The following is a 24,980-nucleotide window of genomic DNA, read 5'->3' on the forward strand; positions in this document are numbered from 1 at the left end:
TTTACGATCTATCCATTATCGCCGTTCTCATTTCGTAAATACGCTTCAACAGTCTGAATGCCTGATGACTACACATCAGGCATTCACCGTACTAATTACTTGTGCTCAGCCAGATTCAGCCAGGTTTGCACCACGGTGTCTGGGTTAAGCGACAGGCTATCGATGCCCTGCTCCATCAGCCAAAGCGCGAAATCTTCGTGATCTGACGGGCCCTGACCGCAAATACCGACGTATTTACCCTGTTTCTTGGCGGCCTTGATCGCCATTGACAGCAGCGCCTTCACCGCATCGTTACGTTCATCAAACAGCGACGATACCACGCCAGAGTCGCGATCCAAGCCCAGCGCCAGCTGCGTCATGTCGTTTGAGCCGATAGAGAAGCCATCAAAGTGTTGCAGGAATTCATCGGCCAACAGCGCGTTAGACGGAATTTCGCACATCATGATGATTTTCAGGCCGTCTTCGCCACGGCGCAGACCTTGATTCGCCAGTTCAGCCACCACTGCTTCCGCTTGTGCCACGGTACGAACGAACGGGATCATGATCTCGACGTTCTTCAGCCCCATCACGTTACGCACACGTTTGACCGCTTCACATTCCAGCGCAAAACAGGCTTTGAAATCCGGCGACACGTAACGACCCGCACCGCGGAAGCCCAGCATCGGGTTCTCTTCTTCCGGCTCATAACGCTCGCCACCGACCAGATTGGCGTACTCGTTGGATTTAAAATCGGACAGGCGGACAATAACGCGCTTCGGCGAGAATGCGGCTGCCAGCGTCGCGATTCCTTCCGTCAGACGACCGACGTAGAACTCCACCGGATCGTCGAAGCCCTGCATCAGCGCCTTGATCTCACGTTGCACCTCAGGGGCTTGCTGGTCGAATTCCAGCAACGCACGCGGGTGCACGCCAATCATGCGGTTGATGATGAATTCCAGACGCGCCAGACCGACGCCATCGTTTGGCAGGCAGGCAAAATCAAACGCGCGATCAGGGTTGCCCACGTTCATCATGATTTTCAGCGGCAGTGCCGGCATTTCATCAATCTGTGAACTCTTCACGGAGAAGTCCAGCAGATCCTGATACACGTAGCCCGTGTCGCCTTCCGCACAGGAGACAGTCACTTTCTGCCCCTTGCGTAAACGTTCGGTCGCATCACCGCAGCCTACAACGGCAGGAATGCCCAGTTCGCGGGCGATAATCGCCGCGTGACAGGTACGACCGCCGCGATTGGTGACAATCGCCGCCGCTTTCTTCATGATCGGTTCCCAGTCTGGGTCGGTCATGTCGGTCACCAGCACATCGCCTGCGTTGATCAGGTGCATCTCGCTGATGTCCTGAATCACTTTCACTTCGCCCGCACCAATGCGGTGGCCGATCGCACGCCCTTCCACCAGCACCGTACCGCTGGCTGGCAGGTGGTAACGCTCCATCACCTGACCGTTAGAGCGAACCGTTTCCGGACGCGCTTGCACAATATAAAGCTTGCCGGTGTGACCATCTTTCGCCCACTCGATGTCCATCGGACGACCGTAGTGTTTCTCAATCAGCAGCGCCTGACGCGCCAGTGCCTGCACTTCGTCATCCGTCAGGCTGAAACGCGTCGTTTGTTCCGCTGGCACATCTTCAATCCGCACCTGCTTGCCATGTTCCTGGCTCGCGGCATACACCATACGGATTTTTTTCGATCCCATATTACGGCGCACAATCGCAGGTTTGTTGTTCTGCAACGTTGGCTTGTGAACATAGAACTCGTCTGGGTTCACCGCACCCTGCACCACCATTTCACCCAAACCGTAAGCCGACGTAATGAACACCACCTGATCAAAACCGGATTCGGTATCAATGGTAAACATCACGCCCGCAGAGGCCAGATCGGACCGCACCATGCGCTGCACGCCCGCCGACAGCGCCACGCCACGGTGGTCATAACCCTGATGTACGCGATAGGAGATCGCACGATCGTTAAACAGCGATGCAAATACGTGCTTCACAGCCACCATCACGGCATCAATGCCCTGCACGTTCAGGAAGGTTTCCTGCTGACCGGCAAAGGACGCATCCGGCATATCTTCTGCCGTAGCGGAAGAACGTACGGCAAACGAGGCGTCTTTCTCACCGTCGGCCAGTTGCTGGTAAGCGTCACTGATTGCCTTCTCCAGCTCCGGCTGGAATGGCGTATCAATAATCCACTGGCGGATCTGCGTACCGGCGCTCGCCAGTTGACTCAGATCGTCAATGTCGGTGCGATCGAGCAGCTCATAAATGCGCTGGTTAATCCCGCTTTGATTAAGAAAATCATTAAACGCCTGCGCCGTTGTCGCAAAGCCGTTGGGAACGGCTACGCCCAATTCTGAAAGGTTGGTGATCATTTCACCCAGAGAGGCATTCTTGCCTCCCACCCTTTCAACGTCGTGCATACCGAGCTGGTTATACCAAAGGACATTACGCAAATCAGGGCCGTTATTGGACATCGAAAATAATCCTTTCTGCATACAATTAGGGTATGGAAGAGTTCGGTTGAGAATCGCCTCAACGCAATCAGGTTAGCATAGCGTTTTGATGAACATGGACAGGTGAATCGATCAACCTATGAAAAAAAACTGATTTCACGGCGAATGATTGCTTAACGCGGTAAAAATCCAATATCGTAGAAGATTAGTATTCTTTATCATGAAGATAATGAAATGGCGTTTTAATAAAAGTATTCTTGAAACGCAATTTTTGACGAGGTTAACGTGTTCGAGTTGTCGGAAATATCAACAGGGGGTTATGTGGAAAGAAGCGTATTTTATGTCTCGGACGGTACGGCCATTACGGCAGAAGTGCTGGGCCATGCGGTGCTGTCCCAGTTCCCCGTGAACACGGTTAGCTATACCTTACCTTTCGTGGAAAGTGAAGCGCGCGCCAAAGCCGTGTGCGAGCAAATCAATACGTTGTATCAGCAAACCGGTGTGCGTCCGCTGGTATTTTACTCCATCGTCACACCGACCGTACGTAACATTATTACCAGCAGCGAAGGGTTTTGCCAGGACATCGTACAGGCGCTGGTTGCCCCCTTGCAGGAAGAATTGAACACGCCGCCGACACCGATTGCCAACCGCACTCACGGTTTGACGGCCAATAACCTGAGCAAATACGACGCCCGTATCGCCGCCATCGACTATACGCTGGCGCACGATGACGGCATCTCGCTGCGCAATCTCGATCAGGCACAGGTTATTCTGCTGGGCGTGTCGCGCTGTGGTAAAACGCCGACCAGCCTGTATCTGGCGATGCAATTCGGCATTCGCGCCGCCAACTATCCTTTTATTGCCGATGATATGGATAACCTGCGCCTGCCCGACGCGTTGAAACCTTTCCAACACAAGCTATTCGGGCTCACCATTGATGCCGAACGGCTGGCGGCGATTCGGGAAGAGCGCCGGGGCAACAGTCGCTATGCGTCGCTGCGCCAGTGCCGCATGGAACTCAGTGAAGTGGAAGCGCTATTTCGCAAACATCAGATTAAATATCTCAATACCACCAATTATTCCGTTGAGGAAATTTCCGCCAAAATCATCGACATTCTCGGCATGAGTCGAAGAATGTACTAGTACATGATAGATTTTTTTATCCTGATGCGGTTGTAATGTGCGCCAGTTCGTTTATTGTGTGCTCCATCACTTCCCGGCATTTCGCCGCTGCGAAGCAACCTTTTAGTCGGAAACATAGCCTGAAAACGCTGCCTGAACACACTGTTATGTCCATACATCTCGGTGACGGCAGGTTTTCGGCTTGACCGTATTCAGAGATAAAACATGCTGCAAACAGATGAACTGCGGAGCGCGCGCATCGAGAGTCTGGTTACGCCTCAAACGTTACTCGCCAGACTCCCAATTACCCCTGCCGTTGCCGAAAATGTCACCTCGTCACGCCAAAAAATTGAAGCCATTCTAACCGGTCAAGATCCCCGCCTGCTCGTCGTGGTTGGCCCTTGTTCGATCCATGACACCGACAGCGCGTTAGATTATGCACGCCGTCTGGCTGCGCTACGCACGCAGTATCAGGATCGACTGGAAATCGTCATGCGCACCTATTTTGAAAAACCGCGCACAGTGGTGGGTTGGAAGGGACTCATTTCCGATCCCGCGCTCAATGGAACGTTTCAGGTAAATGAAGGCCTGGAAATTGCGCGCCGCTTGCTGCTGGACGTCAATCAGCTTGGCTTGCCGACCGCGACAGAATTCCTCGATATGGTCACCGGCCAGTATATCGCCGACTTGATTAGCTGGGGGGCGATTGGCGCGAGAACCACCGAAAGCCAGATCCACCGGGAAATGGCTTCTGCGCTGTCCTGCCCTGTCGGCTTCAAGAACGGGACGGACGGTAATACACGCATCGCCGTCGATGCCATTCGTGCCGCTCGTGCCCAGCACATGTTTCTCTCGTCGGATAAGCAGGGCTTCATGTCGGTCTACAAAACGCAGGGCAACCCGTTCGGCCACATTATTATGCGTGGCGGGAAAAAACCGAACTACCACGCGGAAGATATCGCTGCGGCCTGCGCTCACCTGCGTGAATTCTCGCTGCCCGAACATCTGGTGATCGATTTCAGTCATGCCAACTGTCAGAAACAACATCGTCGCCAACTCGACGTAGCCGATGATATCTGCCAGCAAATTCGCACCGGTTCACGCGCTATCGCGGGCATCATGGCGGAAAGTTTCTTAATCGAAGGCAACCAGCCGGCGATCAACCCTCTGGCATTGACGTATGGGCAATCCATTACCGATCCTTGCCTGAGCTGGCAGGACACCGAAACGCTGCTGGTTCGTCTGGCGGACGCCGTCGACAGTCGTTTTTAATTCGATATACGCTGGCACACTCACCTTCTCCGGTCGTGTGCCAGCGGTTTTCCCGCCGCTTATCCCACACTCTCGCAGCACGTAAATACCTCTTACGATTCCTCTTATTCCACTTATTAAGAAAACTTCACTTGAGGTTGCGTTTTTGTTACATGAAAATGATTCTCATTCATTGCTATAATTAATACGACAACGATTAAGGGAACGAACGAGATGCAGACGTCCATTTACCAACAATACCTCCAGGCGAAAGTTGAACATCCGCGTAAATACGCCCGCGATTTGGCTGCGCAACTCGGCATCAGCGAAGCGGAACTGACCCACGCTCGTGTCGGACACGATGCGCAGCGCCTGCAGGGTGATGCCAAAGTTTGGTTAAGCGCACTGGAGCAGGTTGGTAATACCAAGTCGATCACACGTAACGAATACGCCGTGCATGAGCATACCGGCTACTATCAGAACCAGACGCTGGATGGGCATGCCGGTCTTATCCTCAACCCGCGCGAGCTGGATCTGCGTTTGTTCCTTTCTCAGTGGGCTTCCGCTTTTGCGCTGCGTGAAAATACCGCACGCGGTGAGCGTCAGAGCATTCAATTTTTCGATCATCAGGGTGATGCCATTCTGAAGGTCTACACAACCGACACCACGGACATGGCCGCCTGGCAGCTATTTGTTGAGAAATTTACCAGCAGCGAAAATCCAGCCTTGGCACTTCGTCCAGCAAACAGCGCGCCAGTTGAGCAGGTCGTTGCCCATAATCCTCAGCTTGAAGCGGAATGGCGTGCGATGACGGACGTGCATGATTTCTTCATTCTGCTCAAGCGCCATAACCTGACGCGCCAGCAGGCATTTAACTCGGTCGCTGACGATTTGGCTTACCGTGTAGAGAACGATGCGCTGTCGCAGATTCTGTTTGCCGCGCGTGAAGATCAGAACGAGATCATGGTATTTGTCGGTAACCGTGGCTGTGTGCAAATCTTCACCGGTACGCTTGAGCGTGTAGAGCGTATGGAGCAACATGCAGAGTGGATTAACATCTTTAATAAAGATTTCACCCTGCATCTGATTGAAGGCGCGATCGCTGAAAGCTGGATCACGCGTAAACCAACAGCAGACGGCATTGTGACCAGCCTCGAACTCTATGCCGCAGACGGTTCTCAAATTGCACAACTCTTTGGGCAACGTACCGAAGGCACGCCGGAACAGCAGCAGTGGCGCGACCAGATCGATGCCCTGAAACCGTACAAGGATCTCGCCGCATGAAAAACTGGCTATTCCCCCTGCTATTGACACTCCCGCTGGGGGTGTCTGCTGCCGAGCGTATCGTTTCTATCGGCGGCGACGTCACGGAAATCATCTATGCGCTGGGCGCGGAGAAAGATCTGGTTGCGCGTGATAGCACCAGTCTGCACCCGGAAGCCGTGAAGAAACTGCCTGACGTGGGCTACATGCGCCACCTCAATGCGGAAGGTATTCTGGCCATGAAACCGTCTCTGGTTCTCGCCAGCGATCTGTCCCAGCCATCGCTCATCCTGCAGCAGGTGGCGGACAGCGGCACAAAAGTGGTTCATGTCACCGCCGAGCCATCGCTGGATGCGGTGCCGAAGAAAATCGGGGCCATCGCTCAGACGCTAGGGAAAGACGCAGAAGGTAAAAAACTGACGGAAACCTATCAGCAGCAACTGGCGGCAGTCAAAACCTCACCGCTGCCGGTTAACGTGCTGTTCGTTCTCAGCCACGGCGGCATGACCGCACTGGCCGCAGGAAAAAATAGCCCGCCAGACACGATTATCCGCAGTGCCGGATTAAAAAATGCCATGCAAAACGTTGAGCGCTACCAGCCATTGTCACAGGAAGGCGTGATTGCCAGTGCGCCGGATTTGATTCTGATATCCAGTCAGGGGCTGAAAACGTTGGGTGGTGAAGCACAGGTCTGGAAATTACCTGGTTTGGCATTGACGCCTGCGGGTAAAAACAAGCGTCTGTTAGTGGTCGATGACATGGCGATGCTGGGCTTCACGCTCGAAACCCCAGCGCTGATGGCAACGCTGCGTCAGACAGCCGAAGCGATCAAATGACGTCACGCTTTCACCCGCGCACGTGGTTGATCGCACTGCTGTTACTGATGGTGGCACTAATGGTCGGTGCCGCCAACATGGGCGCGCTGACCTTATCGCTCAAGATGTTATGGCAAACGCCGCTTGACGATCCAATCTGGCATATCTGGCTGAATATCCGCGTGCCTCGCGTGCTGCTGGCGATCCTCGTCGGCGGCGCGTTGGCTTGCTCTGGCGCGATTATGCAGGGGTTATTTCGCAATCCGCTCGCTGATCCCGGTCTGCTTGGGATCAGCAGCGGTGCCGCACTCTGCGTCGCACTAACCATTGTGCTGCCGCTTGGCCTTCCCCCGCTGCTGGCACTTTATGGCCCGATGTTTGCCGCTTTCGCGGGCAGTCTGGCAATTACGGCGATTATTTTCATCCTCAGCCGCTCCGAACAGGGTGGATTAACGCGATTATTGCTGGCAGGCATCGCGCTCAATGCGCTGTGCCTTGCCCTCATCGGCGTGTTGACCTACATCAGTACCGATCAGCAACTGCGCCAGTTCTCACTGTGGGGAATGGGGAGCCTCGGGCAGGCACAGTGGCCCATGCTGCTGGTTGCCAGCACGTTGGTCATCCCTGCCACGATCGCCACGTTATACTACGCGCACCGTCTGAACGTGTTGCAATTAGGGGACGAAGAGGCGCACTACCTTGGTGTTAATGTGAAACGCACCAAGTACACGCTACTGCTGCTCAGTTCGCTGTTGGTTGGCGTAGCAGTGGCGGTCAGCGGCGTGATCGGGTTTATCGGGCTTATCATTCCACACCTGATGCGCATGCATCTGGGTGCCGACCATCGCTGGCTCATTCCCGGTTCTATCCTCGGTGGTGCCTGTCTGCTGCTGTTTGCCGATACGCTGGCACGCACGCTGCTTTCTCCGGCAGAAATGCCCGTTGGGTTGTTAAGCAGCCTGATTGGCGGGCCGTATTTCTTATGGCTGATCGTTCAGCATAAAGGACGGGGCAATGACTGACTCAGCGCTCGACCGGACGTTAGTCGCACGCCATCTGCGCTTTCAGGCCAACGGCCGTTATCTGACGGACGACGTTTCTCTGGAACTTCACAGTGGGGAAATCGTCGCAATCATCGGCCCTAACGGCGCAGGGAAGTCTACCCTGCTCCGCTTATTGACCGGTTATTTAACGCCAGATGAAGGCGAGTGCTTGTTATCCGGACAGCCTTTCTCACACTGGCAGCCCGGCGCGCTCGCCAAAACGCGTGCGGTGATGCGCCAGCATAGCGGCATGGCATTTGCGTTTAGCGTGCGGGATGTCGTTGCGATGGGCCGCTCCCCTCATGGGCGCTACCCGAAAAACGATGACGTCATTCAGCAGGTCATGGCGCAAACGGGCTGTCTGGAACTGGCGACGCGCGACTATCGTCAGCTTTCCGGCGGGGAACAGCAGCGCGTGCAGCTGGCTCGTGTGCTGGCACAGCTGTGGCATCCAGAACCGACACCGGGCTGGTTGTTCCTTGATGAACCCACGTCGGCGCTGGATCTGTATCATCAACAGCACCTCTTGCGGCTGCTCAAGCAGCTTACACGCGAACAGCCGTTATCCGTGTGCAGCGTCCTGCACGACCTGAATCTGGCGGCGCTGTATGCCGACCGCATCCTGCTGTTGCACGAAGGGAAGCTAGTTGCACAAGGCACGCCCGCGCAGGTATTACAGGCAGACACATTGACTCACTGGTATCGCGCCGATCTCAGCGTCGGTTCACACCCTGACTACCCCCTTCCGCAGGTTTATCTGCGGCAATAGCCAAGTCCCCTGCTCCGGCTTAGCTGGAGCAGGAAATTTCCAGATGTTTGCCCCACTCTGGCGGTAACGCTGCTAAATCGCTCTTCTCCGGCTGTTCGTCAAACGGTTGGCACAGCGTCTGATGCAGACGCGCCAACACGCTGATGTCGTCGTTTTCCGCCCGTTCAATCGCCATTTGCGCTAGATAATTACGCAGAATATATTTCGGGTTCGTCGCATTCATCAGCCGACGACGTTCCTCATCGCCCTGTTCTTCCTGCATCAGCCTCTGGCGGTAGGTCGCAAACCAGCTATCGAATGCAGTCCTGTCGATGAACTCATCACGGAGCGGCGAGTGCGATGCCTGCTTTTCGCTGTCGGCCAGCAGGCGGAACGTGCGGGTGTAATCGCTGCCTTCCTGCTGCATCAGGCGCAACAGCCCGACTAGCACGTCATTATCCTCCGCGCTCGCGGTAAACAAGCCCAGCTTGGCGCGCATCAGCGAACCATAGTGCTGCAGCAGCGCCGGTTCATAGCGGGCAAGCGCGCGCTCCAGTGTGTCAGTGTCCATCAACCCCGACAGCGCCTGCGCCAACCGATGTAGATTCCACAGTCCCACGGCAGGCTGATTGTCAAACGCGTAGCGCCCGCGATGGTCGGAGTGATTGCAAATGAAACCAGGCTGATACGCATCTAAAAAGCCATAAGGGCCGTAGTCGATGGTCAGTCCCAGAATCGACATGTTGTCCGTATTCATTACACCGTGCGCAAACCCAACGGCCTGCCAATGCGTAATCAGTCGAGCGGTGCGTTCTACTACATCGCCGAACCACAGTTCATAGCGACGCTCGTCGTTCTCCCACTGCGGCCAGTGGCGAGCGATCACATACTCCGCCAACTGACGTACTTTTTCCGGCTCACGGCGATAGTAGAAGTGCTCAAAATGACCGAAGCGCACATGGCTTTCCGCCACGCGCAGCAGCATTGCGCCCTTTTCTTCCTGCTCACGCTGCACCGGATGTGTGCTGGTGACAATCGTCAGCGCCCGCGTGGAGGGAATCCCCAGATGATGCATGGCTTCCGAGGCCAGAAATTCACGTATCGCCGAGCGCAGCACGGCGCGACCGTCTCCCATACGCGAATACGGCGTCAGCCCTGCGCCTTTGAGATGCCAGTCCATACTGCGGCCATCCGGCAGCTGTTGTTCTCCCAGCAGAATGCCGCGCCCGTCCCCCAGTTGACCAGCCCACATGCCAAACTGATGGCCGCTATAAACCTGCGCCAGCGGCTCCATTCCCGGCAGCAAACGTTCGCCGCTCCAGACGGCATCCTGCTCTGGCGTAAACCAGTCGGAAGACAGCCCAAGCTCCGCGGCCAATCCCTCGCTGTGATAAAGCAGGCGAGCGCCATGCAGCGGCGTAGGCTGTAGCGCGGTGTAGAACCCCGGCAACTGGTGAAAATAGTGATTATTGAATAACGGTGTTTGCTGCATCCTGTCTCCCTAATACCACTCTGTTCAAGTGAAGAGAGCCACGCGCTCATCACACAACGACTCATGGGTAAGCAGAAAGTGTAGAGGGATGGTAATGAAATTAACACGGAGGAAACATAGGGGTATTATTTCCCTTACGTTTCCTTGTCATCGATGCGTTGAGAAAAACAGGACGTCTAGCGCAAACTCTGCTCCAGCCAAGCGGCCAGTTCCTGCAATTCATTTTGCTGTTCGGGGAAAGCGGTAGTCAGTGCCTGACACGCTGCCGCCAAGGCTTCCGGACGATATACCGTTCCCTGCAAGGCGGAGGCAAGTGCTTCTAACGGTGCGGGGTTCAGGCTATCGGTATAAATCTGCGCGCGGACGATCACGCCGCGTTCCACATCAAAATGTAATTCAACCCCGCCCCAGGTAAAGCGGTTATCAAGTAAATGCGAGAAATCCGGAGCCTGACCGAAGTTCCATTCCCAGCTACTTTGACGCGCAAACTGTTCGCTGAATCCCGGCAGATCTGGGTAGGCGGAAGGCGAGATAATTTCCGGTTCGCACTGTTCGCCGAAATAATCAAAGAAGGCCTGCGTCACCGCCTGACTAATGACCTGATGATCGACAGGAGGTAGCAATTCCACCAGATTAGCGACGCGGGAACGCACGGACGTAATCCCTTTTGCCTGGAGCTTCTTAACATCCGGGTTCAAATAGTCCGCTAAGCGGCTGAGATCGGCGTTCAGCAGCAGCGTGCCGTGATGGAACCCACGATCTTTGGTTTCGCGATAGGCAGAACCGGACACCTTACGTATGCCGTCCGCGGTTTCGACCACCAGATCGTTACGCCCCGACGCGCTAGCCTTTAACCCCAGCGAACTAAGTGCATTCAGAACAATCTGCGTTGAAACGCTTTTATCGTATTCCGGCTTACCCGCCATGAAGGTAAAGCAGGTATTGCCAAGATCGTGGAACACCGCCCCGCCGCCGCTGCTGCGCCGTGCCAGCTTGATGCCATCCTCTTCCATCCGCCGCGTATTGCACTCTTTCCACGGGTTCTGCGCACGGCCAATGACCACGGTTTCCGCATTGCGCCACAAAAATAGCACCCGCTGCGTGGTGGGCATCTGACGAAAGATGCACTCCTCAACGGCCAGATTAAACCAGGGATCGTAAGAGTCAGAGATGAGTAAACGCAGAGAGGACATAAGCGGATAGCTCCATGCTGTCAACAAAACACAATAAGGGAGGAAAATTAGATGCGGCGGGCCTGCCAGTACGCCCGTTTCCAGTACACGTTATCCAGCGACGAGCGGATTACGCCCTGACTGGTGGAGGCATGAATAAACTGGTCGTCTCTATCATAAATGCCGACGTGCAGCCCACTGCTGCCGCTGCCGGTTTTGAAAAAGACCAAATCACCTGGTAACAGGTTTTCACGGTCAACGCGCTCGCCCAGTTCAGTTTGTTCTTCTGTGGTGCGCGGCAACTGCATGCCAAACCTATCGCGGAACGTCAGGTAGACGAAGCCGGAACAATCGATGCCGTTACGATCCAGTCCGCCGTAGCGATACGGCGTTCTGTACCATTGCCCCAGTTGATCGTTTAGCTGCACCATCACCATAATCGAATCGCTCAGACGCGCATTCGGCGGCGGATTATTATGCCGACTACTGCTACAGCCGACCAAAATCAGGCTGGCGAGGATCAAAGCGTGTTGTAAACGTATCATGCGCGATTACCATAAAACCGCCGAGGCCATAGTCCTCTAGCGTTTGAAAATGCTAGGTATTGGATTAATTTAGCGTTTAATCGGGGTAGCTGGCAAGTAAAGGCGATTTTTCCTATTTTCTGACGACGCCATTTTCTCACAACGCTAGGCGCTGCGCGTGATGATCCAGTTTCTGCCATCAACCACGTGCCGCTGAAACGCGACACCAAATACAGGAGACAGCACCTCCGGCAGCATGACCTCCGCCGTTTCGCCCTGCGCCACCAGTGCGCCTTCTGACAGCAGCCACACGCGATCCGCATGATGGGCACTGTGGTTCAGATCGTGTGCGCAAACTACGACGGCGATACCCAAACGACAGAGTTCACTCAGCAACGCATCCAGTGCCACCTGCTGAGCCACATCGAGGCTATTGGTCGGTTCGTCCAGCAGCAGCAAACGCGCGTGCGGATTGATCGTCGGCCAAATCTGCAACATCGCGGCCACCAGCCGAACGCGCTGCCACTCGCCTCCCGACAGCTGAGTGAGCGGGCGCGCCAGCTTATCGGTTAACATCAGACGTTCCGCCAGAAAATACACCACCTTTTCGACCGCGTCTTCCTGAGCCAGCGGCGGTTGATGCCGTTGCCAGTACTGAAATACCGGCATCAGCGCCAGCGGCGGTTGTTGCTGTGCCAGATAGGCGCGTCGCACAGCCAGATCCGCTGCCGTATACTGCGACAGCGGCGTGCCGGCCAGATAGACCTCGCCTTCTCCCGCCAGCAAACCCGCGGCTCTTGTCAGCAACGTGCTCTTTCCGGCCCCGTTCGGGCCGATGATATGCAGCAGCTCACCGCGACGGCACTCTGCACTCATCGGCGACAAACGCGGCGAGGCACCAGCCTGCCGCAGCTGCAATACCGGGGAAGTCTGCTGCGTCACTTATTTTGCCAGCGCCTCTTCGATCGCTTTCACGATGGTGTCATGGTCAGGTGCCATATCCGGCGCAAAACGATCAATCACGCGACCTTCGCGATCCACCAGGAATTTTTCGAAATTCCACAGAATATCTTCCGGGTTTTTAGGCTTACGGCCTTTATTGACCAACCGCGCAAAAAAGTCACTTTTCCAGGTCCCGTTGGCTTCCGGCTGCTCGCGAATCAACACGTGGTACAGCGGGTGACGGTTCTCGCCATTGACTTCAATCTTGCTGAACATCGGAAACTGAACGCCAAACGTCCCACGGCAGAATTCCTGAATTTCTTCTTCCGAGCCCGGCTCCTGTCCTGCAAATTCATTGGAGGGGAATCCCAGTACGACCAGACCTTTGTCGCGATAAGTTTCGTAGAGCTTTTCCAACGCGTCGTATTGTTTAGTCAGGCCGCATTGAGAGGCGACGTTAACGACTAACGCCACCTGCCCTTTAAACGCCTCAAACGTTGTCGCTTTCCCATCAATGGTGGTCAGCGGAATAGCATAGATTTCAGTGCTCATCGTTTTGCTTCCTTCAGTGATAAAACAAGAATTGATAAACAAAAGTGGATAGAACAAGACATATCGCTACAGTCGATTACGCAATAGTAGCCAGATAAACCATGGCGATCCCAGCGTAGCGGTAACCACGCCTATCGGCAACTCGGCTGAACTCAGCGCAACACGTGCAACGGTATCCGCCAGCAGCAGCACACCGCCGCCAGCTAGCGCACATCCGGTCAATAAATAGCGCTGATCGGTCAGCCCGCACAGCCGCAACATGTGTGGGATCACCAGGCCAATAAACGCGATGATGCCGGCCAGCGCCACGCTCAGCCCGACCTGTACGCCCATGACCAACACGAGAATCGTGCGCCAGCGATAGACCGGAATGCCTAGTTGACGCGCCTGAATCTCACCGAGCGTCAACCCGTTCAGTACCGCACCCTGACGACTCAGCCACAGCAGCAGCGGCAAAAGCGTCAGCATCAACCAGCCATGTCGCCAGTCAATGCCGCTGAAGCCGCCCATCATCCAATACATCAGTTGGCGTAAGTCGAGGCTGGTACTGAAGTAGACGGCCCAGGTCATCACCGCGCTACAGATAATCCCGAGCGCAATGCCGATGAGCAATAAACGGGTATTGGAAATATGACGACGGGCAAAATGGAGTAACAGAAAGGTAATCAGCAGCGCGCCAGCAATGGCGCTCAGGCTTAACATCCAGACAGGCAGCAATCCCTGTCCCAGCAGTACTGCCAGCACTAAGGCCACGCCTGCGCCGTTGGCGACGCCCAGCAGCCCCGGTTCTGCCAGCGGATTATCAAAGACGGCCTGCATCACGGTGCCCGACATCGCCAGACTCGCCCCCACCAGCATCACGGCCAGCGTTCTGGGCAAACGCAACTGCCAGACAAAGAGCTGCTGAGCGTCATCCAACCAGGCCGTCGGCCAAATCCAGCGCTCCCCCGCGCACAGGCTGACCACCAGCGTAAGCACGAGAAACGCCAACAGCAGTATCAGACTCCGGCGATCGCGTCTGCACTGCTGTTGTTTTAGCTGGCTGTAATGGGGTAACTGCGTCGCATGCTTTAGCGGGATATCACCCGGCGATAATGGCTGCATTGTTCACCGTAACAAGGAATCCAGCGCGATAAAAAAGCGCAGTTAAGATAACGTATTGTCACGTATGTTAAACGATTTCGCCTGCCTTACACGCTTTTTCCTTGTTACCGCGACGCAATCAAAATGAATGCGCCATTACTTGGTACTGCATACCGCAATATAGTTAAGCTGGTTTCGATTACGGCGGAAGGTATGAAACATGTTGAAGAACATGCTGCGATTTTCTTTTTTCAGCGCATTTTTTACGATGCGTGCCGCCCCCGCGACGCCTTCGTCATAAATCAGCCCCTGTGGCGTCAGCAGCGTCATTGCGCCGTTATCGTAGCTGACCTTGCTAAAACCACATTCCTGAAACAGCGTCACCCAGCGCTCACGCAGCATCGGCTGAGCATGCACGTTGATCGCTTTGTGCATCTGTTCCACCGCCTGCAAGGCCCCAGTATCCTTCTCGGAAAGCAGCATGATGTCATGGGTAATCAGGCGGCCGCCCGGTTTCAACACGCGATAATATTCGGCAATAATGCGGCTCTTGGCCTTGTCGGCATACATCGTCAGCATGGCTTCATTAATCACCACGTCAAAGTGATTATCGGGAAACGGCAGCTCCAGCGCATTCGCCTGCATAATCGTGACCTGCGATGCCAAGCCGTTTGCTGCGACATTCTCATGCGCCTTCTGTAGCGCCACTTTATCCATATCCGCGCCGATAACCTGACAGCCAAAACGACGCGCAATCTCCATCGCCGTCGTACCCATATTGCAGGCGACTTCCAATACCACACTGTCCTGCCGGAACCCAGCCTGACTGAGCAGCCATTCAGTTGCCTTTCTGCCGCCGGGGCGCAGACGTTTTTTCCCCAATCGGGCTAAAAATTTATGTCCTGCTTCATGATCGCTCATACTCTGTTCCCTCCGATTCAGCGTGCCGTGATTTTGCTTGCTGAATCCATGCAAGTGATTATTATTTTCATTTACTAGCTTGATGGTAATACCAGCCTCTGGGAGGGCAAATGACATTTGTCAAAAAAGTGCTATCGCCCGATGAATACGGTGACGTGCTGTTTCAGCATGACTGGATGCGCGGTGAACCCAGCGACGTGGTGTGTGAACTATTGGCAAAAAGCGAGCGTCTGTTTTTTCGGCAGGATGACATCCTATTTCGCGAAGGCGACAAAATGCAGCACTGTTTGCTGGTTGAAACGGGAAAATTGCAGGCTTTTCGCCATACCTATGGCGGAGATGAAAAGATTTTCGGGCAGTTTGAGCGCGGTGAATTTGTCGCCATCGCCGCAGTGTTTATGGATCACGGCCGCTTCCCGATGAATATCCGCGCGCAGAGCGATGGCCACACGCTGATGATCCCACGGCAGGATATTCATCAGTTTTGTTTGCAGCGCCCAGAACTGGCGCTGCGTTTGCTGAATTATTTGGGCAAAAAACTCTACTCGACGATCAACCAAATCGACTGGCTGACGTCCAGCTCCGCACCGCAGCGTCTGGCAGATTACCTGCTGCGCCAGCACCACATTCAGCAAACTCAACAGCTGACATTACCAGTGAACCGAGGCCAGCTCGCGACGTCATTAGGGATGCGCGGTGAAACATTGAGTCGATTGATGTCCGACTGGAAACGGCAAGGCTACATTACCTATCGGGGTCATCAAGTGGAATTGTGCGATCTGAATTATCTGAAAGCACTCGCGGCCGAGGCCAGACGGACATTTTGATCGTTCTAAGCCTTTGTCGATTCAGGCATATAGAGAAAACGCCGTCTTCATACGATTCATGACGTTTTCTCTTTTTGCGGGCGTTTAAAACTTTTTGCGGACGCTTAAAACTTGATGCTTTGACCGCGCGTCAGCCAGGCAGCGACAAACTCAGGGACCACGGTACTGGCGGGGCCGTAAATTTTTTCATCAAACTGGCTTTCTACCTGGCTGGGCTCCAGATTCAGCTCCAGCGTGTAGGCACCGTGCGAATGGGCTTCATGAACAAAACCGGCAGCGGGATAGACATGCCCCGACGTGCCAATCGCAATAAAGTAATCGGCCTGCGACAGCGCATGGTAAATCTTGTCCATGTGCAGCGGCATTTCACCAAACCACACTACATGCGGGCGTAATGGCGCGGGAAATTGACAGCAGTGGCAACGTTCGCCAGCGGCGAGATCGCCTTTCCATTCAACGATCTGTCCACTTTGGCTACAGCGTGCTTTCAGTAACTCACCGTGCATATGGATGACGCGCTTGCTGCCAGCACGTTCATGCAGGTTATCGATATTTTGCGTAATCAGCAGGAAGTTATCTTCCAGCATCGCTTCCAGATTCGCTAATGCCAGATGCGCGGCATTCGGTACAATTTCCGGCTGCTGTAGCTGACGACGGCGGGCGTTATAAAATTCCTGTACCAGCTCGGGATTACGCTGAAAGCCTTCGGGCGTCGCAACATCCTCGACGCGGTGCTCTTCCCACAGGCCATCGGCTGCACGAAAGGTACGAATGCCCGATTCCGCTGAAATACCTGCGCCCGTCAGTACGACCACGCGCGGTTTTTTCACTTCACTTGCTGCCAGATAATCACGATGGAAAATACGCGCACGAAGACGCTGTTGCCGCAGTCGCTTTCCCTTATGAAACCGCCCTAATCGTTGACGCGTATACATATCTTCTCCAGCTAGTTATCCATTAAGTGTAGCAACGCCGCACCACGTACGCCGCCCGCATCGCCATGACGCGCTTTCTCTATACGTGGCAGTGTCGCAATCGGTAAAAGTCGTGGAGGAAGGCGCATCGGCAGAATTTGATAAATTTCATCAAAATTCGATAGGCCGCCGCCCAACACCAGCAGGTGCGGATCGAACAGGGTCAGCAGATTGCCCAGACAGGCCGCCAGCAAATCCATAAAACGATCGACAAACGCCAGCGCTTTTTCTTCTCCGCCGCGATAGTGCCGGATGATAGTCACAGCAGGCAGTGCTTCACCATACACATGCTCGTACAACCATTCAAAACCGCGACCGGAAATATAATTCTCGATGCAGCCTGATTGACCGCAGCCGCACTTCACGCGGGGAATATCTACACCGATGATATCCAGCGCGTCGGACGGCAGGCGAAGATGGCCGAACTCACCCGCGATGCCATTGCGCCCGTCGACTAGACGTCCGTTAATCACTAGACCACCACCCAACCCCGTGCCTAAAATCATACCCAGCACGACAGGATAGGAACGAAATTCCGCGTCCCAGGCTTCCGACAGCACAAAGCAGTTAGCATCGTTACTGATGCGAATCTCTCGCTGCAAACGCTGCGACAAATCCGTACGCAGCGGTTTTCCCATCGTCGCAGGCAGGTTAGCAGTGAAGAGTGCACCGTCGTGCACCGTCTCCATGCCCGGTACGCCGAGACCCACTTTACCCTGCATGCCAACCTGTGCATCGGCTTCATACACCAGATCGACCAGCGTCGTGAGCAGGTCATCATAATTAGTGCGCGGCGTCGGCACCCGCTTTTGCCACACCTTGTTCAACTCTGCGTCGAACACGCCCAGCTCAATTTTCGTGCCGCCCATGTCAAAACCGTAGTACATGACTGCTCCTTAGGGTGTGATCGCTTTCCCACACGATAGGGACTATCCCCGTCATCTCTCAAGCCGCATGTGCGTTGGCTTGGCTTACTGTCCGCTCAACACGCGGGCAGGATCAATCCGGCTGGCGCGTCGCGCCGGATACCAACTGGCAATCAGGCTCAGCACCAGTGATGTTCCTAGTACGATCAAGACATCCGTTACATGCAGTTCAGATGGCAGGAAATCGATAAAATAGATATCGCCAGACAGCAGCTTATGGCCGATGAGGGATTCAATGCCGTGAATAATCGGCGTCAATTGCAAGGTCGCGATCACGCCAATCACCGCGCCTATCACGCTACCCAGCAGCCCAGCCAATAGCCCGTACCAAATAAAGATAGCCCGAATCAGCCCGTCTGGGGCTCCCAGCGTACGCAAGACCGCAATGTCGCTACTTTTGTCTTTCACGGCCATCACCAGCGTTGAAACAATATTAAAACAGGCCACGCCAATCACCAGGATCATCGCCAGATACATGATGGTTCTCACCATCTGGATGTCTCGGTACATATAACCATAGGTGCCAATCCAACTGCGAATAGTGACATAAGCCTTCGTGACTTCGCCCGCATCGCGCACCAGTTTATTGGCGGAGAACACATCGTTAGCCTTGATGGCGATCCCCGTTACGCTCTGCCCCATGTCTAGATATTGCTGGGCATCCAGCAACGGAATCAGCGCTAAGCCATGATCGAGCTGGCCACTCAGTTGTAAAATACCGCTGACGTGCAGCCGGATGCGTTTCGGCTGCATCAGCTTCATTTCTGGGTCGCTGTTCGGGATCATCACCGTGACCCAGTCGCCTTCCACCACATTCAGCGCCTTTGCCACGCCCTGACCAATGATGACCTGCTGTTCACCCGCGCGGAACCGCTGCCAGGCGTCATTCAGCACATAGTTGGGCAGCGCGCTAAGACGTTTCTCCTGCTGCGGATCGACGCCTTTTACCTGAACCGCCTGAAGCTTGGCGCCGTTCTCCAGCAGCCCAGTGAAATTGATATAAGGCGCCGCAGCCGCCACGCCAGGCACCTGTTCGATTTTCGGAAGAATATCCTGCCAGCCGTCGAAAGGCTGATTGACTGGTGCGATCTCGCCGTGCGGAACCACGGCCAAAATGCGATTGTTCAGTTCGCGCTCAAAGCCATTCATCGCGCTCAGGCCAAGAATCAACACCGCTACGCCGAGGGCAATTCCGAGCGTCGAAATGACCGAAATCAGCGAAACCATGCCGCCACGCCGACGGCCGCGACTAAAGCGCAGGCCAATCAGCAACGAGAGCGGAGGAAATCTCATTGCCGCGCTCCCATCAGGGTCAGTTCCTTCTGCAACTGACCGTCACGCATTTCCAGTTGACGGTTCAGTCGGCTAGCCAGTTGCAGGTCATGCGTCACCACCAGAAAGGCGGTGCCCTGCCGGACGTTCAGCTCTCCCAGCAGTTCAAAAATGGTATCTGTCGTACGCTGATCGAGGTTACCGGTTGGCTCATCCGCCAGCACCAGCGACGGGCTGTTCACCAGCGCTCTGGCAATGGCGACACGCTGTCGTTCACCACCGGACAGCTCCGATGAACGGTGGTGGCTGCGTGCTTCCAGCCCAACGGCTGCCAGCATTTCACGGGCTTTATCCTGGGCCTGTGACGTCGGTACTTTGCCAATCAGCAACGGCATTGCGACGTTTTCCAACGCGGTAAAATCCGGCAGCAGATGGTGGAACTGATAAATAAAGCCCAGCTCGCGATTGCGTAAATCCGATTTTGCCGCCGCTGAGAGCGTATTCAGCGGCTGGCCTTTAAAGATAACCTCACCTGACGTCGGCGTATCCAATCCGCCCAGCACATGCAGCAATGTACTTTTCCCCGAACCAGAGCTTCCGACGATGGCCATCATCTCGCCGCTGTTCATTTCAAATGAGACATCGCGTAACACGTCGGTAGACAGCTTGCCGTCCTGATAGCGCTTCGACAGGTTAGTACACTGCAATAACGGTAAATCACTCATAACGTAAAGCCTCAGCGGGTTGAACGGCGGCAGCGCGCCATGACGGGTAAAGTGTTGATAAGAGCGCAATGACCATCGCAGAAATGGCGATTGTCACGACCTGCATGGGATCAATATCTACAGGCAACGCAGCACCATCCAGCAATACGCCCAGTATCGGCATCAGCGTATTCAGTTGGCTGGCCAATAGCGTCCCCAGCACTGCCCCTAACAGCGCGCCAATCACGCCAGCGCTCCCCCCTTGCACCATAAACACCGCCATAATCTGACGTTGAGTCAGCCCCTGCGTTTGCAGAATGGCGACTTCTCCCTGTTTTTCCATCACCAGTAAACCCAGTGAGGTAATAATATTGAACGCAGCCACCGCGACGATCAGGCTGAGCAACAGCCCCATCATATTTTTTTCCATGCGCACGGCCTGAAACAGCTCGCCTTTACGCTCACGCCAGTCTTTCCAGACCGTGCCTTCCGGCAGCGTTTGCGTACTCAGCGTATCGACCGACAGCGGCTTTTCCAGCCACAAACGCCAGCCGGTAATGTGGTTCGCCGGGTAGCGCATCAAGCGAGAGGCATCCTGCTGGTTCACTAACAACTGGTAGCTATCGACTTCGCTGTTCGCAGCAAAGGTGCCGGCAACGGTAAAGATACGCTGGCTGGGGATTCGCCCCATCGGCGTGAGCTGGCTGGCGCTCGTGACCATCATACGAATTTGATCGCCAGCTTTAACGCCCAGCTGTGCGGCCAGTTTCTCACCCAAAATGGCCTGATACTGACCGGATTGCAGTTGCTGCTGTTTGACGTTAACCAAATAGCGTGACAGCGGCTCCTGTTCGTCAGGATCAATGCCTAACATCACGCCCACCGCGACGCTGCGGGCGCTTTGCAACACCACATCGCCCGTCGTCAGCGGCGCAACGCGCGTTACGCCTTCCAGCGAGTTTAAGGAGGAAGCGGGAATCAATGCCGGGTTCAGCGAACCTTGCGGCGTAGAGATAACCGCCTGCGGCATCACGCCCAGAATATTGTCTTCCAGTTCGCGCTCGAAGCCATTCATAACGGACAGCACGGTGACCAGCGCCATCACGCCCAGCGTGATACCAATGGCGGATAACCAAGAGACAAACCGGCCGAAGCGGTCTGATGCACGCCCACGCATGTAACGCAGGCCAATAAATAAAGCGACAGGTTGATACATGAAATCCGTCTGGATAAGGTTGCCAAAGCAAAGTGATCGAGGATAATAAAGGGTAGTACTGCTTTATGGAACCCTAACACCCTCACTCTACGGCTTTTTCTTATTCTTGGCCGGATGCAGGGAGGCGAGACCCGATAATCAGATGATGCCTGAAAATTACCGTTATTCGCTGCCGCCCAAAGTCGGTGAGCAGCGCCTGCTGGGCCAGTTAACCGGTGCTGCCTGCGCTGTTGAATGTGCAGAAATCATTGAACGCCACGCCGGGCTGGTGGTGCTTATCGCGCCGGATATGCAAAACGCTCTGAGATTGCGTGATGAAATTCAGCAGTTTACCGACCAGCACGTCACCACCCTGCCTGACTGGGAAACGCTGCCCTACGATAGTTTTTCTCCGCATCAGGAAATTATTTCGACCCGCCTTTCTACGCTCTATCAATTGCCCAATATGACGCGCGGCGTCCTGATTCTGCCGGTCAACACGCTGATGCAGCGCGTTTGTCCGCACAGTTTCCTGCACGGCCATGCGCTGGTGTTGAAAAAAGGCCAGCGCCTCTCGCGTGATAAGCTGCGTTCGCAGTTGGAACAGGCGGGCTACCGCAGCGTCGATCAGGTCATGGAACATGGTGAATATGCCACGCGCGGCGCGCTGCTGGATCTGTTCCCGATGGGGAGCGAAGAGCCCTACCGTATCGATTTCTTTGACGACGAGATCGACAGCCTCCGTCTATTCGATGTGGATACGCAGCGCACGCTGAACGAAGTACCGCACATTAATCTGCTGCCCGCCCACGAGTTCCCGACTGACAAAACCGCCATCGAACTTTTCCGCAGCCAGTGGCGCGAGCAGTTTGAGGTGCGACGCGATGCCGAGCACATTTACCAGCAGGTCAGCAAAGGCGTCTGGCCCGCCGGGATCGAATACTGGCAGCCGTTATTCTTCAGCGAACCGCTACCGTCGCTGTTCAGCTATTTCCCGAACAACACGCTGATCGTCAACACCGGTAATATCGAACAGAGCGCCGAGCGCTTCTGGCAGGATATTCAGCAACGCTTTGAAAGCCGCCGTGTCGATCCGATGCGTCCACTGCTGCCATCAGATTCACTCTGGCTGCGTGTAGACGGTCTGTTCACGGAGCTGAAAGCGTGGCCGCGCGTGCAGTTGAGAACCGATACGCTGCCGGAAAAAGCCGCCAACGTGAATCTAGCCTATCTGCCGCTGCCGGAGCTGGCGATTCAGCATCAGCAGAAATCCCCGCTGGATGCGCTGCGTCGTTTTATCGAACAGTTCGAAGGCCAGATCATTTTCTCCGTCGAGAGCGAAGGCCGTCGCGAAACGCTGCAAGAACTGCTGGCGCGTATCAAACTGAACCCGACGCTCATCAGCACGCTGGAGCAGGCTCAGGATCGTGGCACTTACCTGATTATCGGTGCCAGCGAACACGGTTTTATCGACACGCTGCGTCAGCGCGCGTTGATCTGCGAAAGCGATCTGCTGGGTGAGCGCGTCAGCCGCCGCCGTCAGGATAATCGCCGCACGATCAATACCGATACGCTGATCCGCAATCTGGCAGAACTGCGGCCGGGACAGCCCGTCGTTCATCTCGAACACGGCGTTGGCCGCTATGCCGGGCTGACTACGCTAGAAGCAGGCGGCATCAAGGCCGAATACCTGATTTTGACCTATGCAGGCGAAGACAAGCTGTACGTTCCCGTTTCCTCGCTCCATTTAATCAGCCGCTATGCGGGCGGTGCCGATGAGAATGCGCCGCTGCATAAACTGGGTGGTGATGCCTGGTCACGCGCGCGACAAAAAGCGGCGGAAAGGGTGCGCGATGTCGCCGCCGAGCTGCTGGATATTTATGCCCAGCGTGCGGCGAAAAGCGGTTTTGCGTTTAAGCATGACAAAACGCAGTACCAGCTTTTCTGCGAAAGTTTCCCTTTCGAGACCACGCCCGATCAGGCGCAGGCCATCAACGCCGTGCTGAGCGACATGTGCCGACCGCTGGCGATGGATCGTCTGGTGTGTGGCGATGTCGGCTTTGGGAAAACCGAAGTGGCGATGCGCGCCGCGTTTTTGGCGGTTGAAAACCATAAGCAGGTTGCCGTTCTGGTGCCAACAACGCTGTTGGCACAGCAGCATTTTGACAACTTCCGCGATCGCTTTGCTAACTGGCCGGTGAAGATCGAAATGATCTCCCGCTTCCGCAGCGCGCGTGAGCAAACTCAGGTGCTGGAGGAAACGCAGGAAGGCAAAGTCGATATTCTGATCGGTACCCATAAGCTGTTACAGAGCGACGTACGCTGGCGCGACTTAGGGCTGCTCATTGTGGACGAAGAACACCGCTTCGGTGTGCGTCACAAAGAGCGCATCAAAGCGATGCGGGCGGATGTCGATATCTTGACGCTGACCGCTACACCGATTCCGCGTACGCTCAACATGGCGATGAGCGGGATGCGCGATCTGTCGATCATCGCTACCCCACCGGCTCGCCGTCTGGCGGTAAAAACGTTCGTGCGCGAATATGACAATTTGGTGGTGCGCGAAGCGATTCTGCGTGAAATTCTGCGCGGCGGACAAGTGTATTACCTCTATAACGACGTCGAAAATATCGAGAAAGCCACCCAGCGACTGGCAGAGCTGGTGCCGGAAGCACGCATCGCGATCGGCCACGGTCAGATGCGCGAACGGGAACTGGAACGGGTCATGAACGACTTCCACCACCAGCGCTTTAACGTGCTGGTGTGTACCACGATCATCGAAACGGGGATCGATATTCCAAGCGCCAATACCATCATCATTGAGCGTGCCGATCACTTCGGTCTGGCACAACTGCACCAGTTGCGTGGTCGCGTGGGGCGTTCCCACCATCAGGCTTACGCTTACCTGCTGACGCCGAACCCTAAAGCAATGAGCACCGATGCACAGAAGCGTCTGGAAGCCATCGCCTCATTGGAAGACCTCGGTGCCGGTTTTGCGCTAGCAACACACGATCTGGAAATCCGTGGCGCAGGCGAACTGCTCGGGGACGATCAGAGTGGACAGATGACCAGCGTCGGTTTCTCGCTGTATATGGAACTGTTGGAAAGCGCCGTCGATGCCTTGAAAGCAGGTCGGGAGCCATCGCTGGAAGATCTGATCAACAGCCAGACCGACGTCGAACTGCGTTTGCCTGCCCTGCTGCCCGATGATTTCATTCCTGACGTCAATACGCGCCTGTCGCTATACAAACGTATTGCCAGCGCGAAAACCACTGCCGAGCTGGATGAGCTGAAGGTCGAACTGATCGATCGCTTCGGTCTCCTTCCTGATGCAAGCCGCTATCTGTTGCAGATTGCTGCTCTGCGTCAGCAGGCACAGGCGCTGGGTATTCGCCGTATAGAAGGGAATGAAAAAGGGGGATTTATCGAATTCAGCGAGCAAAACCGCGTCGATCCGTCCCACCTTATCGGCCTGTTACAGCGCGATCCGGGCACCTACCGTCTTGATGGCCCAACTCGCCTGAAATTCATGAAGGATTTGAGCGACCGTCCGCAGCGCATCGAATTTATCGGTTCACTGCTGGGGAACATGGCGCAACATACGCTGGCGGCGTAACTCGTTTTTACCACAGTAAACGATAGGGCATTTGCAAGCCTATTCGCTGAACAAGAACGGGGATAATGGGATAGAAGAGTAAAGC

General features: G+C 55.1%; 21 protein-coding genes. 8 read left to right on the forward strand and 13 right to left on the reverse strand.

Annotated elements, in window-relative coordinates; genetic code table 11:
- Nucleotides 1–95 precede the first annotated feature (95 nt).
- Nucleotides 96–2,474: a phosphoenolpyruvate synthase gene (ppsA, locus tag H0248_RS18525; protein ID WP_014915802.1), complete on the reverse strand. Its 2,379-nt coding sequence runs from the start codon at nucleotides 2,472–2,474 to the stop codon at nucleotides 96–98.
- A gap of 300 nt (nucleotides 2,475–2,774) precedes the next feature.
- Here ppsA and ppsR point away from each other — a divergent pair, with 300 nt between their 5' ends.
- The 6 genes from ppsR to H0248_RS18555 all read left to right on the forward strand — a co-directional run bounded on the left by ppsR (nucleotide 2,775) and on the right by H0248_RS18555 (nucleotide 8,716).
- On the forward strand, nucleotides 2,775–3,596 hold the full coding sequence (gene ppsR, locus H0248_RS18530; protein WP_010276338.1) for a posphoenolpyruvate synthetase regulatory kinase/phosphorylase PpsR: 822 nt from the start codon (nucleotides 2,775–2,777) through the stop codon (nucleotides 3,594–3,596).
- A 204-nt stretch (nucleotides 3,597–3,800) separates the two neighbouring features.
- Nucleotides 3,801–4,847, forward strand: a complete 1,047-nt coding sequence (locus H0248_RS18535) for a 3-deoxy-7-phosphoheptulonate synthase (protein WP_180787029.1) — start codon at nucleotides 3,801–3,803, stop codon at nucleotides 4,845–4,847.
- Between the two features lie 213 nt (nucleotides 4,848–5,060).
- Entirely contained in the window at nucleotides 5,061–6,110 is a 1,050-nt protein-coding gene (locus H0248_RS18540) for a hemin-degrading factor (protein WP_039314327.1), read from the forward strand.
- Nucleotides 6,107–6,925, forward strand: a complete 819-nt coding sequence (locus H0248_RS18545) for a heme/hemin ABC transporter substrate-binding protein (RefSeq protein ID WP_010276318.1) — start codon at nucleotides 6,107–6,109, stop codon at nucleotides 6,923–6,925. The genes H0248_RS18540 and H0248_RS18545 overlap by 4 nt, the downstream gene beginning before the upstream one ends.
- Complete coding sequence (locus H0248_RS18550) at nucleotides 6,922–7,926, forward strand: FecCD family ABC transporter permease (protein ID WP_010297764.1); 1,005 nt, start codon at nucleotides 6,922–6,924, stop codon at nucleotides 7,924–7,926. Before H0248_RS18545 ends, H0248_RS18550 begins: the two co-directional genes overlap by 4 nt.
- Nucleotides 7,919–8,716 (forward strand): heme ABC transporter ATP-binding protein, encoded by a 798-nt coding sequence (locus tag H0248_RS18555; protein ID WP_180787030.1) that lies wholly within the window; start codon nucleotides 7,919–7,921, stop codon nucleotides 8,714–8,716. The genes H0248_RS18550 and H0248_RS18555 overlap by 8 nt, the downstream gene beginning before the upstream one ends.
- A 19-nt stretch (nucleotides 8,717–8,735) precedes the next feature.
- On the opposite strand, the gene H0248_RS18560 is transcribed toward H0248_RS18555, so the two are convergent.
- From H0248_RS18560 to H0248_RS18590, 7 genes are all read right to left on the reverse strand, one after another.
- Nucleotides 8,736–10,187 carry a protein adenylyltransferase SelO gene (locus tag H0248_RS18560; RefSeq protein ID WP_180787031.1) on the reverse strand — a complete coding sequence of 484 codons (1,452 nt, stop codon included), beginning with the start codon at nucleotides 10,185–10,187 and terminating at the stop codon, nucleotides 8,736–8,738.
- A gap of 176 nt (nucleotides 10,188–10,363) precedes the next feature.
- Nucleotides 10,364–11,380 carry a lipoate--protein ligase A gene (locus tag H0248_RS18565; protein ID WP_180787032.1) on the reverse strand — a complete coding sequence of 339 codons (1,017 nt, stop codon included), beginning with the start codon at nucleotides 11,378–11,380 and terminating at the stop codon, nucleotides 10,364–10,366.
- Nucleotides 11,381–11,427: 47 nt separating this feature from the next.
- Nucleotides 11,428–11,904, reverse strand: coding sequence for an NlpC/P60 family protein (locus H0248_RS18570; RefSeq protein WP_219609286.1), 477 nt, complete (start codon nucleotides 11,902–11,904; stop codon nucleotides 11,428–11,430).
- 144 nt (nucleotides 11,905–12,048) lie between these two features.
- Nucleotides 12,049–12,825 (reverse strand): vitamin B12 ABC transporter ATP-binding protein BtuD, encoded by a 777-nt coding sequence (gene btuD / locus H0248_RS18575; RefSeq protein ID WP_180787033.1) that lies wholly within the window; start codon nucleotides 12,823–12,825, stop codon nucleotides 12,049–12,051.
- A complete protein-coding gene (locus tag H0248_RS18580; protein WP_039285999.1) occupies nucleotides 12,826–13,377 on the reverse strand; it encodes a glutathione peroxidase in 552 nt (183 codons plus the stop codon).
- 66 nt (nucleotides 13,378–13,443) lie between these two features.
- On the reverse strand, nucleotides 13,444–14,481 hold the full coding sequence (btuC, locus tag H0248_RS18585; RefSeq protein WP_180787034.1) for a vitamin B12 ABC transporter permease BtuC: 1,038 nt from the start codon (nucleotides 14,479–14,481) through the stop codon (nucleotides 13,444–13,446).
- A 135-nt stretch (nucleotides 14,482–14,616) separates the two neighbouring features.
- Complete coding sequence (locus H0248_RS18590; protein ID WP_180787035.1) at nucleotides 14,617–15,381, reverse strand: class I SAM-dependent methyltransferase; 765 nt, start codon at nucleotides 15,379–15,381, stop codon at nucleotides 14,617–14,619.
- 110 nt (nucleotides 15,382–15,491) lie between these two features.
- Between H0248_RS18590 and H0248_RS18595 the strand changes: the two genes are divergently transcribed.
- Nucleotides 15,492–16,208 (forward strand): Crp/Fnr family transcriptional regulator, encoded by a 717-nt coding sequence (locus tag H0248_RS18595; RefSeq protein WP_180787036.1) that lies wholly within the window; start codon nucleotides 15,492–15,494, stop codon nucleotides 16,206–16,208.
- A gap of 104 nt (nucleotides 16,209–16,312) precedes the next feature.
- Here the strand turns inward: H0248_RS18595 and cobB are convergent, their stop codons facing one another.
- The 5 genes from cobB to lolC form a co-directional block, all read right to left on the reverse strand.
- Nucleotides 16,313–17,143, reverse strand: coding sequence for a Sir2 family NAD+-dependent deacetylase (gene cobB / locus H0248_RS18600; protein ID WP_180787037.1), 831 nt, complete (start codon nucleotides 17,141–17,143; stop codon nucleotides 16,313–16,315).
- Between the two features lie 11 nt (nucleotides 17,144–17,154).
- A complete protein-coding gene (gene nagK, locus H0248_RS18605; protein ID WP_180787038.1) occupies nucleotides 17,155–18,069 on the reverse strand; it encodes an N-acetylglucosamine kinase in 915 nt (304 codons plus the stop codon).
- Nucleotides 18,070–18,153: 84 nt separating this feature from the next.
- The gene (gene lolE / locus H0248_RS18610; RefSeq protein WP_180787039.1) at nucleotides 18,154–19,401 is read right to left on the reverse strand and encodes a lipoprotein-releasing ABC transporter permease subunit LolE; all 1,248 of its coding nucleotides are present in this window, start codon (nucleotides 19,399–19,401) and stop codon (nucleotides 18,154–18,156) included.
- Nucleotides 19,398–20,105 carry a lipoprotein-releasing ABC transporter ATP-binding protein LolD gene (lolD, locus tag H0248_RS18615; protein ID WP_014915821.1) on the reverse strand — a complete coding sequence of 236 codons (708 nt, stop codon included), beginning with the start codon at nucleotides 20,103–20,105 and terminating at the stop codon, nucleotides 19,398–19,400. The genes lolE and lolD overlap by 4 nt, the downstream gene beginning before the upstream one ends.
- A complete protein-coding gene (gene lolC, locus H0248_RS18620; protein WP_180787040.1) occupies nucleotides 20,098–21,300 on the reverse strand; it encodes a lipoprotein-releasing ABC transporter permease subunit LolC in 1,203 nt (400 codons plus the stop codon). The genes lolD and lolC overlap by 8 nt, the downstream gene beginning before the upstream one ends.
- Nucleotides 21,301–21,442: 142 nt before the next feature.
- On the opposite strand from lolC, the gene mfd reads away from it, so the two are divergent.
- Complete coding sequence (mfd, locus tag H0248_RS18625; protein ID WP_180787041.1) at nucleotides 21,443–24,895, forward strand: transcription-repair coupling factor; 3,453 nt, start codon at nucleotides 21,443–21,445, stop codon at nucleotides 24,893–24,895.
- Nucleotides 24,896–24,980: the final 85 nt, after the last annotated feature.

The organism is Pectobacterium brasiliense, from assembly GCF_013449685.1.
Taxonomy (GTDB): domain Bacteria; phylum Pseudomonadota; class Gammaproteobacteria; order Enterobacterales; family Enterobacteriaceae; genus Pectobacterium; species Pectobacterium brasiliense_A.